General features: G+C 47.1%; 8 protein-coding genes. All 8 read right to left on the bottom strand.

All coding sequences use genetic code 11. The annotated features are described in order from the left end of the window. Window positions 1–54: 54 nt before the first annotated feature. The gene (locus T525_RS0103770; protein ID WP_027406107.1) at window positions 55–4647 is read right to left on the bottom strand and encodes an autotransporter outer membrane beta-barrel domain-containing protein; all 4593 of its coding nucleotides are present in this window, start codon (window positions 4645–4647) and stop codon (window positions 55–57) included. A 332-nt stretch (window positions 4648–4979) separates the two neighbouring features. Beyond that, complete coding sequence (locus tag T525_RS15470) at window positions 4980–6479, bottom strand: GGDEF domain-containing protein (RefSeq protein ID WP_027406108.1); 1500 nt, start codon at window positions 6477–6479, stop codon at window positions 4980–4982. A gap of 327 nt (window positions 6480–6806) precedes the next feature. After that, the gene (locus T525_RS0103785; protein ID WP_027406109.1) at window positions 6807–7220 is read right to left on the bottom strand and encodes a peptide deformylase; all 414 of its coding nucleotides are present in this window, start codon (window positions 7218–7220) and stop codon (window positions 6807–6809) included. A gap of 68 nt (window positions 7221–7288) precedes the next feature. After that, a complete protein-coding gene (gene amrS / locus T525_RS0103790) occupies window positions 7289–8131 on the bottom strand; it encodes an AmmeMemoRadiSam system radical SAM enzyme (RefSeq protein WP_027406110.1) in 843 nt (280 codons plus the stop codon). A gap of 65 nt (window positions 8132–8196) precedes the next feature. Continuing rightward, on the bottom strand, window positions 8197–11526 hold the full coding sequence (locus T525_RS0103795) for an autotransporter domain-containing protein (protein ID WP_027406111.1): 3330 nt from the start codon (window positions 11524–11526) through the stop codon (window positions 8197–8199). Between the two features lie 67 nt (window positions 11527–11593). Continuing rightward, window positions 11594–14923, bottom strand: a complete 3330-nt coding sequence (locus tag T525_RS0103800; protein ID WP_027406112.1) for a S8 family serine peptidase — start codon at window positions 14921–14923, stop codon at window positions 11594–11596. Between the two features lie 224 nt (window positions 14924–15147). After that, window positions 15148–15762, bottom strand: a complete 615-nt coding sequence (locus T525_RS0103805; RefSeq protein WP_027406113.1) for a hypothetical protein — start codon at window positions 15760–15762, stop codon at window positions 15148–15150. A gap of 111 nt (window positions 15763–15873) precedes the next feature. Then, complete coding sequence (locus T525_RS0103810; RefSeq protein WP_027406114.1) at window positions 15874–17490, bottom strand: bifunctional UDP-sugar hydrolase/5'-nucleotidase; 1617 nt, start codon at window positions 17488–17490, stop codon at window positions 15874–15876. Window positions 17491–17502 lie beyond the last annotated feature (12 nt).

Raw genomic sequence — 17502 nt, forward strand, 5'->3', positions numbered from 1 at the left:
ATTACAGGCACCATAAAAAGGACTGCCGAAGCAGCCCCTTCAAATATTATTTTCTTAAATATGGAATACTGCAGAAAGTCCCCCAGTGAAGCCCTGTTTCTTCCCGGCAAAGCCGCTTAAATTCAGATCAAGGGTCACATTGCTCTTTTCCCCTGGTCTGAAGGTGGCGCCGATTTCGCCACGGACACTGGTGCCGCAAATGTCTGCCCCACGGATGGCTAATGGCACCCCAAGTGTGGTTACAGTTCCATTGGCCCTGCCGGCAAATTCATGTTCAACAGCAATGCCGCCATAGAACTTGAAGTTTTCATTTTTCTTCACTGTATATCGGGTGCCGATGCGAAGGACGCTGGATTCCACTGCATCAAGGTCGTAGTGGCCCCCTGCATCAAAGGAAGCACTTCCCCGATGGTTATAGAAATACTTGGCATAAAGGTCCAAAACATCCGTCTTATTAAGCTTTATTTCCTTACCAACACCAATATGGGCACCCCAATAGGTGGCATCAGTGTTGTAGCTGTATGGATTTCCAGCACCATCACGAAGCACATTGGAGGCATCATCATGGATGGAGCCAATTCTTAGGCTGCCCTCCACATAGAAGCCGTCATTTTTCTGCCACTTGCCAAGGATACCGCCGCCAGTATAACGGGTGGAGCCGTCGCCCCGCTCATCTCCGTTAAAGGTGCTGTAGTTTCCTGTGCCATATTCAAAGAAGGCACCGTATTCTGTGGTGGACAGCTTCTTTTCGTTCTTGTGCCCCAATGCCAAAATGGCGTTCCATGTATGGGTATTCACGTGGGAGCCCGTATCCACATTCATGGAGCCGCCACCCATATTGGCATAAGTGGCAAGACCGTCAGAACCTGTATTATTCGAGTTGGCCAAGCCCTCCACGGCAGAACCAATGAAGTCATTACCAGCAGAAAGTGCAGTCATTGTAGCCTCTGCCCCCATAACGGTGTTATGGGTCCGCTCACTGGCGCCAAAGGTTTCCACATTATAGATAACATTGCTGTTATCATCAAGGGAAAGGGTACCAGTACCGGCACCAGCAGTACCTACAGTAAATTTGGATTCCTTGGTGACCTTGGTGGCCTTCTTGTTTGCCCTGCTCTGGTCAAGGAGAGTCATTTTATCACTTACGGAAAGCTTATCAACACCAGTAAAGGCCACATTTTCAGCAGATACGGTGGTCATGGAAAGATCACTGGCTGTGCCATTGGAAATTGTGACAGCCGCAGTGCTTTCGCTCCATGGAACCACACTAAAGTTAAGAGCTTCAAAATTTGAAATATTCTTCACGGACTGTCCGCCGCCGGTCCAGGCGACTTTATTGTCATCCACTATACGGCCAATATTAAGAACGTTGCCAGTGGCTTCAAGATTGCCACCATAGAGATTGGCCGTGGAAACATTGGCAGTTCCGTACAGAGTAACACTGTTGCCAGAGGTAGTGCCGCTGTCGCTGTAGCCGCCATAGACATTCTGATTAACAGTGCCGCCACCAAGATAAATCTTATTGTTGGTGGCACTGGTGCCAGTCTTGGCGCCATAGATATTCTCCACAGTACCGCCATTTATATTTACAATATTGCCCGCAGCGGTATCACAGCCACCGCCAATGAGATTGTGGGCTGTACCACCATTGAAGTTTATTACATTATTATTGGAAGCCTCGGCACTCTTGCCGCCGTATACATCCCCGGAAATATTGCCCCCATTCACTTCCACCTGGTTAGCCTCGGCGGTCTTTGACTGGCTGAAACCACCATAAACATCATGGGAAACATTGGCATCAGTGATAACAACCTGGTTGGAGTTGACCTCGCCGCTGTCGCTCTTGCCGCCGTAAACGCTGCCACCAACACTGCCGCCAGTTACTTCTGCCTTGTTGCCGTTGCTGACGGTACCGCTGGTGCTCTGGGCAGCTATAACATCGCCGCCAATTGTGGCATCGGTGACCTTGGCAACATTATTTGTTGCTACTCCATTTTCACTGACAGCAGCAATAACACTTCCTGTTACCTCGCTGCCCGCCAGAACTTCCTTGGTGTTGTCCGATGCTGTACCATCATTTTGGGCCACGCCACCAGTCACATCCCCGTCCACATGGCCGCTGACCGGGTCACCGCCCTGATTAATGGCATTCTCATTCTGTGGCTCCGAAACAGCTCCCTTGGTAACCACATAGCGCAAATCACCGCTCTCATAGTAGGCATGGCCCTCACCAGTTCCTTTGCCCAGCTTAAAGGTGTTGCCGTTAATGGTTCCCACCCTAGTACCAAAATCTGATACCAAAGTCATTTTATTGTCAGTATCCAGGCTATCCTTATTGGTAAAAGCAATTTGTGTGGTATCCACATCAGCCCCGTCAAAGGTAATATTTGTCGGGCGGGTCATAAGGGCCCCTGTGTCCTTCCACTCCACATTGCCAAAGGTGAGCTTGGTGGCGTTATTGCCTGTAGCGGTATAGCTGATTTCTCCCCCAGTAGCCTTATAACTGCCGTTGATTATTCCATCCACAGTTACCCCGGAAACAGGGCTGTATCCATAGGAAACATTATGAACAGTTTCGTCAATATTACGGAGAGTATTGTTGGCTGTAAGGAGTGTTTTCGTATCAGCAGTAACATCCTCCGGATTATTAAAGGTCAGTCCGCTAAGATTTACTGCAACATTTGTATAATCATAGCCAGCTCCATTGGCAGTACGACCAGTTCCCCAAGCCATGGAGCCAAAGGATACATTATTGACATTGAAATTACTTCTGTCATAGACCAGTGCCTTACCGTCATCAGATGCCTTGACACCCTTGGACTCGGAGCCGGTCAGGGTAACGCCGTTTATCGTGTCGGAGCTGTCGGCCTGCTGGGCATATTTCATGGCCCCGGTAATCTGGGTATCACTAAAGAAATTATCCGTGGCAGTTGTCAAAATATCCTTTGACGTGCCCGCATCAATGGTCGGGGCGGTAAAGCCCGCCGCCGTGACGGAGTTGGCGGTGAGGCCCGATGTCCAGCCCGCAGGAACAGACGAAGCCGTGCCATTCCAGCCTGTGAGGTTGACCCCCTTGAGGGCTGTCCCTGTTGCCTCATAACCCAGCTGTCCCTCTGTAGTACGGATTACATTGCCGGAAAGAGTGGCTGACAGGGTTGCTCCGTTGACCGCTTTGGTGAAGTTTTGTGTATGGTCAATATCTTCTCCCACTGCAAGATTTGTCGCATTGGTAAGCAAGGTGGTGGTGCCAGTTGCCGACTCAGGATTGGTAAATTTAAGGTTCGCCGTATTTATATTGGTATTGGTAACACCGGTAAAGTCAAAGTCCCCTGCTGTCAAGGCCCGTGGCGTGCCAAAGGTCATATTCCCCAGGGTAATGCCTGTGGCGGTGTTACCTATGGAATAGGTTACCTTGGAGGTATCTGCAATGGAAACGGAATGGATTGCATTATAAGTCAAGGTCACACCTTTGTCCGCACTGGTTCCACCCACAACATTTTTAACAACCTGGCTGGTAGGATTAGTATCGCCCAGTGCCGCTGTTGATGTTGTTGTGCCATTATTATAGGTCAGGTTCAGTGTAGAGAAATTACCTGTCGTCCCCTGCAAAAGCGTCATGGTTCCAGCCGGGGTGCCTTCAAAGGTCATGCCGGATATATCCAGCCCGCCGCCAAAATTAGTAAAGCCATTGGTTGCCTTTAGGGCTGGGGTGGTCGTATCCCACTTTACCTTGTGAAGAACAATTTTATCGAAATAATCAACCGTGTTTACTGTATTGGTAACCGCTGTTCCATCCGCATTGTACCCCTGCCAGGCTGAAATGGCTATGTCATTGACAGTCTGCCCGCTTTTTGTACCGCCCAGATGAAGCTCGTTGTTGCTGTGGGCTGGAGCAGCCATACCGCCCCAATTCATCGCATTAAAGGTTACACTTTCCATTGCCGCCGCTCCATAAAGATTGACGGTATTATTGGAAAATGTATATGTTGAGGCTGGATAATCATTACACCCTGCGGTATAAATATATTTGCTGCCTTCGGAAAAACTGGTCTTTGGTTTACCAGCGGCATCCAGTGTCCCCGCGATGGTAATGGTATTGTTTTCGATTGTTTTGGTATAATCGCCATATCCACCATAAATTACGGCGTCACCAATAAATTTGCTGTCAGTAATCACCACATGGTTATCGCTCAAAGTAGACCCATTTTGCCCTTTTGCGACTCCGTACATGGTCAAATATCCTACATTATTAAAGGTTGCACCGTTTACGCTCAATGTATAGCCTGTATTATGACCAATCGAAGCATTGCCTGCGTAGATATAGTAGCCGTTGCAAGAAGGGTCAGGAGTTGGAGTTGGACTTGACCATGTCCCACCAATACTCAGCGTCTTTTTATCCGCAGAAACCGTCATGGTGCCAACACAGGATTGGTCTTTGATTGTATCTTTTATATGAACTGAACCATCGCTAAGAATATAAATATTCGCTGGTGCTGTCGCTCCAGCCACGCCGCCGGTCGCTATCCACAGGGAAACAGCCAGTGCCAGAGCCATATGTCCCTTTAAACCTTTCCAGCCCCTGCCCTTAGTGGCTTTGCTGGTGTCGATGTCCCTCCCTAGTGGACTACAATACCTCCGTGTTTCCATTTTTACATCCTCCATGCTTGTCCATTGTGCCATAAGGCATGTTTTTTCCTTATTTTAGAAAATATCACAAATATTCCAAACATTCAACGACTTTGCAAAAAATGGTCGATTTTTGCAAAAAGTGGTCGCTTTTAGACCTTTTGACCTTTCTGTTATAACAATATTGTTATGCTTTTGTAGTGGTAAACTTAAAATATTGCATCAAAAAAGCCGGGTTTTAATCCCGGCTAGTGTGATGGTACCTATTTGATTTGAAATCGGCCTTAAAACGCATCTGAGTGCTTCACAATACATGCATAACTTACTATATAAACAGATTTTCATGTTATTTTTTATCTTCTTCTTTCTATCCCACGTTCCTTATAATGCTTTTCTTTTTCGGCATACATATCTGCGTCCGCGATATGTTCAAGGTCATCGATTGAAACGCCCGGATGGTCTTTAAGTGCAGCGTAGCCCACTGACATGGTGAGCTCTTCTGTATAGATGCCGTGCCACTCTTTGGATTTATTCTTTATGTCATTCCGCAGTCCCTCAGGATCACTCGTATGGACTACAACCATGAATTCATCCCCACCGGTCCTGTAAGCTTTTCCTTTCTTTCCGACTGAAAGGGAAATACAGTCGGCAGCGCCTTTGATGAGCTCATCCCCGGCCGCATGTCCCTTTGTATCATTTACTGTTTTTAATCCGTTCACATCGATAGAGAAAAGTACAAAGTCCTCTGAAAGAGCTCCGTTCCTATACTCACTCAGATCCTCATCATAGCATCTACGATTGAAGAGCCTCGTCATCTCGTCAGTCATGGAGATCCTGATAAGATGCTCCTCCCGTCTTTTCTCATCATCCACATTTCTTGTCGTATAAATAACTACATTGGGGATCCCGTCCAATGTAGAATCAACTGTGATGTATTGTGCCCTGAACCAGCCAAAGACTACATCAATAAAATCTGCACTTATAAGCTTTTTATGAGAAAGACGCGACCTTATTGTTTTGATATTGGTGAAAGCCAGGAATTCATCGATCTGATCCGACATTACCTGATTCACAAGCCTCTGATTCATGATAGTGTGCGTCTGTGCACTTAGATCAATGCCGTGCTTCTTCTGCTCAGAATCCCTTAACGACATCTCAGTGTTATTTATGAAATCAATAAGGTTGACGTTATCGTAAATCTCCGCCATAGAATCCAGGAGGTGTATTTTTTCCTCCATGCTTCTTTCCTGTTCCATTATCAGCCTATACTGGTCAAAGAGGGTTTTGAAATATTCGAGGATCAGTTTCCCGATGATATAACCTGATGCAAACATGATAATGGACTCAATTGTGAATCCGCTCATCATATCCATAAAGTATTCCGAGGCGCTTTCGTATTCCGTCCTCATAGCAGCCTCAAAAGGGGCAGTAAGCCAAGTCGTTATAAACATGAGGATGTAATTTAGGGCAGCCCCATAGAAGTATATGTATTTGTCGCAGAATAGAAGACTCAAGAGTGGAACGAGAAACCATGTAAGATATATATGAACATGTGAATAAGACATATATACCAACAACAAATCGAGAGCAGTAAGCGCAAATATGCATGTAATTTTTTTGCTGGGATATGCCTTTAACAATAGCAGATGGATTACGGACAAGATGGCAATGATCACTGATATGCCTATACAGGTGGCATAAGTAATATCATAAAAAATACCTTCCCGTATTCCCACTGCTATGGCCGGTCCCGTCACAACAAAGAACCACATTACTCTGTTCAGATATTTGTTTACTTTGATGCGATTATTATGCAAAAATTCACTGTATTCAGTTGAGATATCGATTTCCATATTAAACCTCCACACCGACCACTTTGTACAAGGCAGCATTCGAGAATATTCTTGAAATACCGCCATATTTCATCCATACGGGGTAATTCTCTATCCATAAACAAGGCTCTATACTGTACCCAATTCTACACTATATTCTAAAACCCTTTTATTACCGTTAATTTCGTATTTTCTACAGTCTGTTTAATATAGAATATAGCGCGTGATGTGTCAGATGAACACTTGCCAATAATAAGTTTATGATGTCCCCAAGGAATGGACAATAACATCAACTTGTCCAATTGTCCCCCAACTTGGGGGACAATTTCATCCATGAAATTATACTGGTCATACTAATTTTCCCTCCAAGTGATCCAGTTCATGCTGTATAATTTCAGCCTCAAAGCCAGTGAACTTGCGTTTTTCCCTGTTCCAATTAATATCACGGTATTTTACCTCAACCCATTCATGTCGCTCCACCTCGCGCTCTCCGGGAATGGAAAGACAGCCCTCTGTGGTTTTATAGGTTCTGGGAGATTTCTTTACAATAACAGGATTAAGCATAGCGGTCAGCTCATTACCTTCAGCAATGGCAATAATGGCCCTCCGTTCACCAATCATGTTGGCTGCCATCCCCACACAGTGCTCTTTATGGGCTGCAAGGGTATCCAGCAAATCCTTTGCTATAGCTATATCTTCTTTTGTTGCTGTTTCAGCCTTCTGGCCGAGGAACAACAAGTCCTTCATTATTTCTTTTACCATGTATAACCTTCCCTTTTGTTAAGTTCCATTTTGGAACAAGTTTAACTTTCAGCTGTATGTATATTACCTTACACATTCCCCAAATACACATATTCCAGATGTTCCTTGCATATTTCCTGCATTTTGTACAGTGTTTCCACCGGTGTGGCCCCGGTTTTCAGCTTATAGCGTGGGAAATAACGGGATAGATGAAGGGGAATATCCTTCTTTAATTGGGAGAGCCATAGTGCCTCTGAACTCATCATATCAGCATCATCGTTGATGCCCGGAATCACAAGGGTAGTTACTTCCACGTGAACACCGGCCTTCACTGACATTTCTATGGTGTTCTGGGCCGTTTTAAAGTCTCCCCCCATCCATTTATAGCCATCCTCTGAAAATACCTTTAAATCAATGTTCATGGCGTCCACATAAGGAAGGACAGCCTTCAATGGCTCCTGGCATATCTGCCCATTGGTAACCAGCACCACCTTCTGGCCATCCGCCTTCAGCAATGGTACCACATCCAACAGATATTCGTAGCTGAGGAAGGGTTCATTATAGGTAAAGGCCACCCCTATGCTTCCCGCCTTTACAGCTGCCCTGCGGGCAAATTCCAGCATTTCCTCCGGGGACACATAGCCCTGGGATACCTCAATACCCTGCTGTGATATGGAATAATTTTGGCAGAAGGGACACTTCATATTGCAGCCAAATCCACCTACAGACAGAATTGCCGTTCCGGGATGAAAATGGTATAGAGGCTTTTTTTCAATGGGATCAACGGCCAGAGATGTGACCTGACCGTAGGAAATGGAGCTGATTTTTCCATCAATATTTCTTCTTGTACCGCAAAATCCCGTCTGATTCTGGCTCAAATTGCATTTATGTGGGCAAAGATCACATTGCACCGGACTTTTTTCCTTATCCATGGTAAATTACCTCATATACTACGACTATCAGTCAACGGGCATATCTTAGTGAATCGCATCTTATTTTACCACACCCGTCGGAGGGTCAGTGCGCACATTACATCCTTGTCGTGGGCACCCTTTTGGAGCATGGCATCCCCCGCCAGCCACCAGCCAGGGGCAAACTCTGCCTCACCGCCAATTGACATTACGAAATGGGTTTTATCCTGTTCATTCTTCATTTCATAGCTTGAAGCATTGTCTCCCACGTAGCCGAAGGTCAGCCGTGGATCAGAGCCAGCAAATGCGTGCTTTACACCCAGCCGCAGGGCATAGCTGCCCCTTGGGAGATAACGTTTGCACTCAATACCAATGGTGCCGGCGAAATATGTATTCGCCACATCAGAGACACGCTGCCCGAAAATGCCTGCCCCCTGTTCCGTGTATCCATCCTGCCAAAGTCTGGAAAGCTGTACATTGGCATAAGGAATGAAATGCCAAGGGGTATTTTGCTTTGCGTTTAGGTCGTATTTGTATTCCCCGCCCAATTCAAGAATTCGGCTATCATAGTCCGCCTTCGGCGTGAGTCCCAAATACGGAATGCTCCGCTGAAGGTCATTTTTCAGCCAGCCGTAATCCATATAGACATACCCTGTATGAGGTCCGTTGCTATAACCGCCGTAGAATCCGAAGCGGGTATCCTTTATATCATTATGTGCCCCTGTGTCTGCAAAGGATGTGGTACCATGGGAAATGAAGGTTCCCAGCCGCCACATTTTTCCATCGGCCTTGTCCCAGCCAAGGGCAAAAGCCGTACTGTTATAATAGGCGCCCCCCTTAAGGTCACCCCAGCTCTTTGCCGTCTTGAACCAAAAATCGTTTTCAGCAGGAACGTCAAGCTTCATAGGGATATCGATTCCCTCAGTTTCCCCCTCCCCAGTTAAGTTAGCAAGGGGTATTTTTACATTCACAGGCTTTTTTACAAAGGCCTCGGCAAGACGGGAGGAAATCAGATGTTCTGTGAGCTGGCTTCGCTGAACCGTGGAAAGGCTTTGGGCCGCAGCGGAGGAGGAAATAGAAGCAAGAGTGTCCTTAGCCGCTACAGCATCAAGATTAAACAGCGGGCGCATCTCCTCACGGCGCGGGTCGCCTATGAGAGCAGTATTCATTGCCGTCATGGCATCAAAGGTTTCGTTAATAGTTCCATCTGTGGTGCCGAGATTATTGCTGGCTACAGCAGTGACGGTGACAGTATTTCCGCTGACCGTACCCGTGGACCCCAGCATTCCGGAAACGGCGGCTGGGGTTGATGCGTTTTTCAGATTGCCAGTAACCGAGACAGCAGTTACGATATCACCACTTTCCCCTGGCAGGGCATTTTTCAGCTTGACGGTGGAATTATCAATGTTGGCGTCACCAGCTACGACAAATTTTGTGTTGCCGTTTTTTGTCATATTGCTTTCAAGGATACCAGAAGATACCAGGCCTCCCATCCGCAGGTTCCCCGTTCCCGTTGTATCTCCTGCCACAGATATATTACGATTATAAAGTGTACCATTGATTGTGCCACGCCCAGCTATAATGCCCTTTTCAACGCTATAAGCATCCCCAGCCACGGAGCCATCGATGGAGAGTGTTCCCCCAGCTGCAATGCTGGCTCCCTGGTAGGTGTTGGTTCCAGTAAGGGAGAGCCGTCCTTCCCCCTCCTTTAATAGCCCCACGTGTAGACCTAAAAGTCCGCTGGCCTCTGCGTCCCCATTGAAGTCCGCAATATAGCTCTCCATAACCTCTCTTGAGCCCTGCACAGAGTTATCAAGCCAGTTAGTCTTGTAGAATTTATAGCGCTCCCTAAGGTCTGCCTCAGTGCTGTCCTCTGCCAAAATACCAACACGTACTTCCTTAATGTCATTGGACCAGACAGAGTCGTACCCCTTTGTGTCCACTCTGTACATTGCCTGATTTTGGGAAACACCGCTTACAGTGTACGTATTGCTTATATCATTTGAGGTAAGCCGCCGTGCGTTAAGTGCCCCAGGGCCACGTACAGCCTTGCCAACATCCAGTACCCCCTGTCCTACCAAGGTCTGCATCGGGACTTGGTAATAGGCGTTGATGGGGTAACCATAATCAAGAAGAATGGAAAGCTCCTTTGCCTCATCACTCTTCGGGTCCAGTGCAGCGATGTATGCTTCAATATCGGCTTTTTGTTGTTCCGGTGTCTTTGATATTACAGCTGGATCGGTGTATAAAATATTGATGGCTGGATTCTCCGGATCGTAGGCATTATACTGCATCATAACCACATATCCATTAGTTACGGATACATTTGAATTCGCCGTGGAGAGCAGCACATCCCCAATTTGCTTGCCTCCAAAATAGGGGAAGGCCTGTTGGACAAGAGCCGCACCCCCCGCCACGAAAGGTGTGGCCATGGATGTGCCGGAAAAGACGATATCCCGCTGTCCGTCGGCAGCGAAGTTCGCATTAGATGACAGAATATTATATCCTGGCGCAGCCATGGCATTGTCCTCCCCATAGGTGGCAAGATTTGAAAAATAGCCCATTAGCTGTGCCCCCGAAATACTGCCACCATTCCGGGACAGCTTGGTGGCATCGTCCAATAATGATACCGAGATTATATTCCGTTCCACACTCTTATCTAAAAGCCCCGCTGATCCGTAAAGCTGAGGATCAATACACCCTGAATTGCCAGCTGCAAATATCAGTAGCTTGTCCATCAGTACTATATTCTTAATGGAACACATATAGTTATTTATATTGCCAGTTGCCTTGCAATAGGCGCGAAAATCCGCCAAACTTTTATGAGAATCAAGGTGTTCACCCCCCCCCCAAGAGTTGTTAACAACCTTCACGTCTTCCATGGAATAATAGGGTGCAAATGGGTCGAAACCTTCGTCTTGCCAGGCAGATCTATCCGCGCCGAAATACTGGCCAAAGGTTGTTCCCGCCACATCAGCATCAAAGGCCACCCCATGCATCCCCGCACCATCCCGGCTGGCTGCTGCAATGCCCGCCACATGAGTTCCGTGGACCAGTACGCTCCAATCATAGACCCCCGGCGGCTCAAGGTTCGTATCCCCGTAGCCACCATAGGTAAACTGCGCAGTATTAAGCATGGATGAGCCCTTCTTCCCCGAAAAATCCGGGTGACTAAAATTTATGGGATGATCGCAGACGCCCATGGTAATCCCACGCCCTGTATACCCCTGATCGTAGGCCGCTGCCGCATTGACTATGTCTAATCCATTACTGGCCAAATATTCCGGTGTCTCCCAATCCGAGGCATAGGCCACGGGTGCCCAGTGTGCTGCCATAAACCCTGCCGTCATAAATCCTGTGGTCAGCGCCACCAGCAGCCGCTTCCTCAACTGGTTTTCTTTATTTTTACTTTTCATGGCCTAACTTACACCTCCCACAGCTTTTTCAAAAAATCCTTTGTCCATGGGTTTATTATTTATAATTTTACCACACCCGTCTGAGGGTCAGAGCGCACATCACATCCTTGTCGTGGGCGCCCTTTTGGAGCATGGCATCCCCCGCCAGCCACCAGCCTGGGGCGAACTCCGCCTCGCCGCCAACGGACATGACGAAATGGGTTTTATCCTGCTCATTCTTCATTTCATAGCTTGAAGCATTGTCCCCCACGTAGCCGAAGGTCAGCCGTGGATCAGAGCCGGCAAATGCATGCTTTACACCAAGCCGCAGGGCATAGCTGCCATTGGTAAGATACCGCTTGCACTCAATGCCAATGGCACCAGCGAAATACGTATTCGTGGCATCGGAGACACGCTGGCCGAAAATGCCAGCGCCTTGTTCCGTGTAACCATCCTGCCAAAGTCTGGAAAGCTGTACATTGGCATAGGGACTGAAATGCCAAGGGGTTTTTTGCTTTGCATTTAGGTCGTATTTGTATTCCCCGCCTAATTCAAGAATTCGGCTGTCATAGTCCGCCTTCGGAGTGAGTCCCAAATACGGAATGCTCCGCTGAAGGTCATTTTTCAGCCAGCCGTAATCCATATAGACGTACCCAGTGTGTGGTCCGTAGCTGTACCCGCCGTAGAATCCGAAGCGGGTATCCTTTATATCATTATGAGCCCCCGTGTCTGCAAAGGATGTGGTACCATGGGAAATGAAGGTGCCCAGCCGCCACATTTTTCCATCGGCCTTGTCCCAGCCAAGGGCAAAAGCCGTACTGTTATAATAGGCGCCCCCCTTAAGGTCACCCCAATTCTTTGCTGTCTTGAACCAAAAATCGTTCTCCGCAGGCTGGTCAAGCTTCATGGGGATATCGATTCCATCAGTTTCCCCCTCCCCAGTTAAGTTCGCAACGGGAATTTTTACATTCACGGGCTTCTGTACAAAGGCCTCGGCAAGACGGGAGGAAATAAGATGTTCCGTCAGCTGACTTCGCTGAACCGTGGAAAGGCTTTGGGCCGCAGCGGCGGAGGAAATAGAAGCAAGAGTATCCTTGGCCGCTCCAGCATCAAGGTTGAACAGTGGACGCATCTCCTCACGGCGTGGATCACCGATAAGTGACGCATCCATTGCCGTCATGGCATCAAAGGTTTCGTTAATAGTTCCATCTGTGGTGCCAAGATTGTTGCTGGCTACAGCGTTGACTTTGACAGTATTCCCGCTGACTGTACCCGTGGAACCCAACATTCCGGAAACGGCGGCAGGGGTTGAGGCGTTTTTCAGATTGCCAGTGACGGATACAGCGGTTACTATATCTCCACCTTCCCCTGGCAGGGCATTCTTCAGCTTTACAGTGGAACCATCAATGTTGGCGTCACCAGTTACCACAAATTTTGTGTTGCCGTTTTTTGTCATATTGCTTTCAAGTACGCCAGAGGATACCAGGCCACCCATCCGCAGGTTCCCCGTTCCCGTTGTATCTCCTGCCACAGATATATTACGATTATAAAGTGTACCATTGATTGTGCCACGCCCAGCTATAATGCCCTTTTCAACGCTATAAGCATCCCCAGCCACGGAGCCATCGATGGAGAGTGTTCCCCCAGCTGCAATGCTGGCTCCCTGGTAGGTGTTGGTTCCAGTAAGGGAGAGCCGTCCTTCCCCCTCCTTTAATAGCCCCACGTGGAGACCTAAAAGTCCGCTGGCCTCTGCGTCCCTATTGAAGTCCGCAATATAGCTCTCCATAACCTCTCTTGAGCCTTGCACAGAGTTATCAAGCCAGTTGGTCTTGTAGAATTTATAGCGCTCCCTAAGGTCTGCCTCAGTGCTGTCCTCTGCCAACAGACCGACACGTACTTCCTTAATGTCATTGGACCAGACAGAGTCGTAGCCCTTTGTGTCCACTCTGTACATTGCCTGATTTTGGGAAACACCGCTTACAGTGTACGTATTGCTTATATCATTTGAGGTAAGCCGCCGTGCGTTAAGTGCCCCAGGGCCCCTCACAGCCTTCCCCACATCCAGCACCCCCTGTCCCACCAAGGCCTGCATCGGTACATGGTAATAGGCGTTTACGGGGTAACCTTTCTCAATAAAAAGCGAAAGATTCTTTGCCTCATTACTCTTCGGATCCTGTGTAGCGATATATGCTTCGATATCGGCTTTTTGTTGTTCCGGTGTCTTTGATATTACAGCAGGGTCGGTGTATAAAATATTGATGGCTCGATTCTCCGGATCGTAGGCATCATACTGCATCATAACCACATATCCATTAGTTACGGATACATTTGAATTCGCCGTGGAGAGCAGCACATCCCCAATTTGCTTGCCTCCAAGATAGGGGAAGGCCTGTTGGACAAGAGCCGCACCCCCCGCCACGAAAGGTGTGGCCATGGATGTGCCGGAAAGGACGATATCACGCTGTCCGTCGGCAGCGAAGTTCGCGTTACATGACAGAATATTACGTCCAGGCGCAGCTATGGTATTGTCTTCAACATAGGTGGCAAGGCACGATCTAAAGTTCATGAGCTGTGCCCCAGAAATACTGCCGCCATTTCGGAACAGCTTTGTGGCATCGTCCAATGATGATACAGAAATCAGATTTCTGGACACACTCTTATCCAAAAGCACCGCTGCACCGAAAAGTTGAGGATCAACGTAACCTGCATTGCAAGCCGCAAATATCAGCAGCTTGTCCATCGGTACTATATTCTTAATGGAACACATATTGTTATTTATATTGCCAGCTGCATTGCAATAGTCGCGAAAATCCGCCAAACTTCCAAAAGCATCAAGGTGTTCAAAACTACCCCATGAGTTGTTAATAACTTTCACATCTTCCATGGAATAATAAGGTGCAAATGGGTCGAAACCTTCGTCTTCCCAGGCAGATCCATCCGCACTAAAATACTGACCAAAGGTTGTTCCCGCCACATCAGCATCGAAGGCCACCCCATGCATCCCCGCACCATCCCGGCTGGCAGCTGCAATTCCCGCCACATGGGTTCCGTGTTTTAATACGCTCCAGTCGTAGACCCCGGGCGGCTCAAGTTTCGTATCCCCGTAGCCACCATAGGTAAACTGCGCAGTATTAAGCATGGATGAGCCCTTCTTCCCCGAAAAATCCGGGTGGGCAAAATTAATGGGCTGATCGCAGACGCCCATGGTAATCCCACGCCCCGTATACCCCTGATCGTAGGCCGCTGCCGCATTGACTATGTCTAATCCATTACTGGCCAAATATTCCGGTGTCTCCCAATCCGAGGCATAGGCCACGGGTGCCAAGTGTGCCACCATAAACCCTGCCGTCATAAATCCTGTAGTCAGCGCCGCCAACAGCCGCTTTCTAAGTTGGTTCTCTTTCTTTTTACTTTTCATGGCCTAACTTACACCTCCCACAGCTTTTTCAAAAAATCCTTTGTCCATGGGTTTGCTGTTGAAAATCCGTTTAATGCTCTAATTAAGAAGCCTCTCATTAGTTTTCTTAATTTTATCATAAATAAAAAAATTGGGAAATCGCATTCAGTAATGCGACTCCCCATTTCATTTTTCAGAACTAACTTGCTTTAGAACTGACTTTGGTCTTATATCAAGCTAAAATCTTACTCCTGCTTGTCTTTATAAATAGGAGCCCAGTCTTTTCCGAGATCTCTGTAACCAAACCATTTGGTGGAATTATCCCAGAAGAACTGGTAGCGTGCGGAGCTTGGATATGGACGATATACCTGCTCAAAGGCAAGTACCAGCTTTCCGTCCTTTAATGTAACAATGGTAGGCTGAGCTCCAAGCTCATGAGCGTAGTTCAGGCTGTCAATATAGGTCATCATAGCGTTTTTATCCGGTGAATAACCGTACATATAGGCACGCTCCTGAGACTCAATTACAAAATACAGTTCGCTGTTGCTGGTATTCTTGATTACACGGAAGGAATAGCCGCCGGTGCTTACTTCAGGATAATAGTTATCAGAGATTCTCTTGTCATCCAGCCATGTGAGAACGTGCATTCTCTTGTCACTGCTGGCATTCCAGAGCTTTCTCATCTGAATCTTAATGGTACCATACGGAGTGTTGAATTTTTCGTTTACTGCCTCATCATCACCTAATTTTTCAGAAAAATTAATTGCTTCATAAACGGTCTGATAGGTTTCAGCAGCAAAGCACACAGAGGCGCATGCAATAACCAGCATACTGACTAATACGGCAAAAAGCTTTCTCATTTCTTGTCCTCCTCATAATAATAAACTTTTTTCCTAATGCGTAATAAATAGTACACATCAAAATCTGACTCTTTAGATATTCTACAACCACCTGGATAAATCCTTCATTGATTAAGAAATAATCTTAATGCGTCCCTGTACCTTGCTGTATTCAGGACCAATTTTGCCGTGGAGTCTGTCAGCAATGTAATTTTGCAGACATTCGTTGTCCAAAACACCTAAACTTTCAGCATCTACAATGGCATTCTCTGTTGTGAGGCCGCCGTAGCTGTCGCCACCGGCTTTAATGAAGCTGAATACCACTATTCTGTATTCAGCGTCAGGATCAAAGGCCTTGCCACCCACAGACTTAATGGTTACGCGGCTTCCCGGGGCTGCCGGGGCATAAAACAGCGAATTTGGATACTGAGGCCCATTTTCATAAGGAACTGTTAAATTCAAGGTATATTCAATCCCCGCAACCTGTGGGAATCCACCCATTTCGTCAGGAGTTCTCTGGGTGGAGGATTCAATTATTTCCAAAAGCTTTGAGCCCTTAAGGGTAAGAACCCACATTTCGTTGTCAAATGGGAATACAGACTGTACATCCTTAACCTTGATTTTTCCGGCATTGAAGCCTGTTCTGATGGCCCCGCCGTTTACAATACAGCCATCAGCCTTTTTATCCTGTCCCAAAATCTGATTTGACTGCCATAAAATAGCATCTGAGCAGAAATCTCCCATGGCCATTTCCTGATTTCTCAGCCCTGGCATAAATTCTCCGCTCATATCATTTACAGCTTCACCAACAGGAGCTGACAAATTCTGCTCAACGTTATAGGAGGCATTGTTTACCAGCTTCTCCACATTTCTGTCAGCCTTTGTGTATTCCCCAAGGGAAATCATCTTTTCCGTCCATTTGCCGTCCTCGTACACTATACAGCCCAAATGCTCGGTAAAGCTGCCGGTTTCCACCTGCAATGCATGACCAATAACGTTATTTTTCACTTTATGATCATGGCCGTCAATGAAAATATCAATGCCTCCTACATTGTCAATGATATCCTCGGAACGGTTGCCAATACAGCTGTCGCTGCTGCCCATGTGACCAAGGGCGATAATAAGATCGCACTTTTCCGCAATTAATTTGCTTACATACATCTGGGTGGAAGCCATAAGAACCTTCCCCTCCAAGAAATTCAAATCGGACACATATTTAGGCATGGCACTGGTTTTTGTTTCCGGGGTAGTCATACCGATAATACCGATTTTTCCGTAAGGCTTGTACAAAATTACATAGGGCTCTACAAAGGTTTTTCCCGTGTCACTGTAGACAATATTTGAGGAAACAAATGGAAATTTTGCCTCCGTCATTCTGTCCTTCAGCACATCAATACCATAATCAAATTCATGGTTGCCCAGGGTAGCAGCATCATAGCCTATGGCGTTCATAAATTTAATACAGGATTTACCCTTGTCGTATTTTGCCAGGGCGCTTCCCTGAATAATATCCCCGGCATCCAGCATAATTACCTGATAGCCCTTGGACTCCATATCCTTCTTGATCTGGGAAATAATAGGCATGCCGATATGCTTGTCATCCCCAATGTCATAGCCGTGGGAATCGTTGGTATGGAGAATCATTACCTTGCTGAAATCAGCCGCAAATACGGTCTGGCAAAGCAGCAAAAATACTACCAGAAAAGAATACAGCGACCGCTTCAAAATGGTGTCCCGTCTTTGATGCATTTTTCATCCCCC

It is taken from the genome of Anaerovibrio sp. RM50 (assembly GCF_000622005.1).
GTDB lineage: Bacteria > Bacillota > Negativicutes > Selenomonadales > Selenomonadaceae > Anaerovibrio.

Bases quoted from the DNA above. Each gene is read 5' to 3' on its own strand.
- T525_RS0103770 (WP_027406107.1), bottom strand. From the start codon at position 4,647: ATGGAAACACGGAGGTATTGTAGTCCACTAGGGAGGGACATCGACACC.
- T525_RS15470 (WP_027406108.1), bottom strand. From the start codon at position 6,479: ATGGAAATCGATATCTCAACTGAATACAGTGAATTTTTGCATAATAAT.
- T525_RS0103785 (WP_027406109.1), bottom strand. From the start codon at position 7,220: ATGGTAAAAGAAATAATGAAGGACTTGTTGTTCCTCGGCCAGAAGGCT.
- amrS (WP_027406110.1), bottom strand. From the start codon at position 8,131: ATGGATAAGGAAAAAAGTCCGGTGCAATGTGATCTTTGCCCACATAAA.
- T525_RS0103795 (WP_027406111.1), bottom strand. From the start codon at position 11,526: ATGAAAAGTAAAAATAAAGAAAACCAGTTGAGGAAGCGGCTGCTGGTG.
- T525_RS0103800 (WP_027406112.1), bottom strand. From the start codon at position 14,923: ATGAAAAGTAAAAAGAAAGAGAACCAACTTAGAAAGCGGCTGTTGGCG.
- T525_RS0103805 (WP_027406113.1), bottom strand. From the start codon at position 15,762: ATGAGAAAGCTTTTTGCCGTATTAGTCAGTATGCTGGTTATTGCATGC.
- T525_RS0103810 (WP_027406114.1), bottom strand. From the start codon at position 17,490: ATGCATCAAAGACGGGACACCATTTTGAAGCGGTCGCTGTATTCTTTT.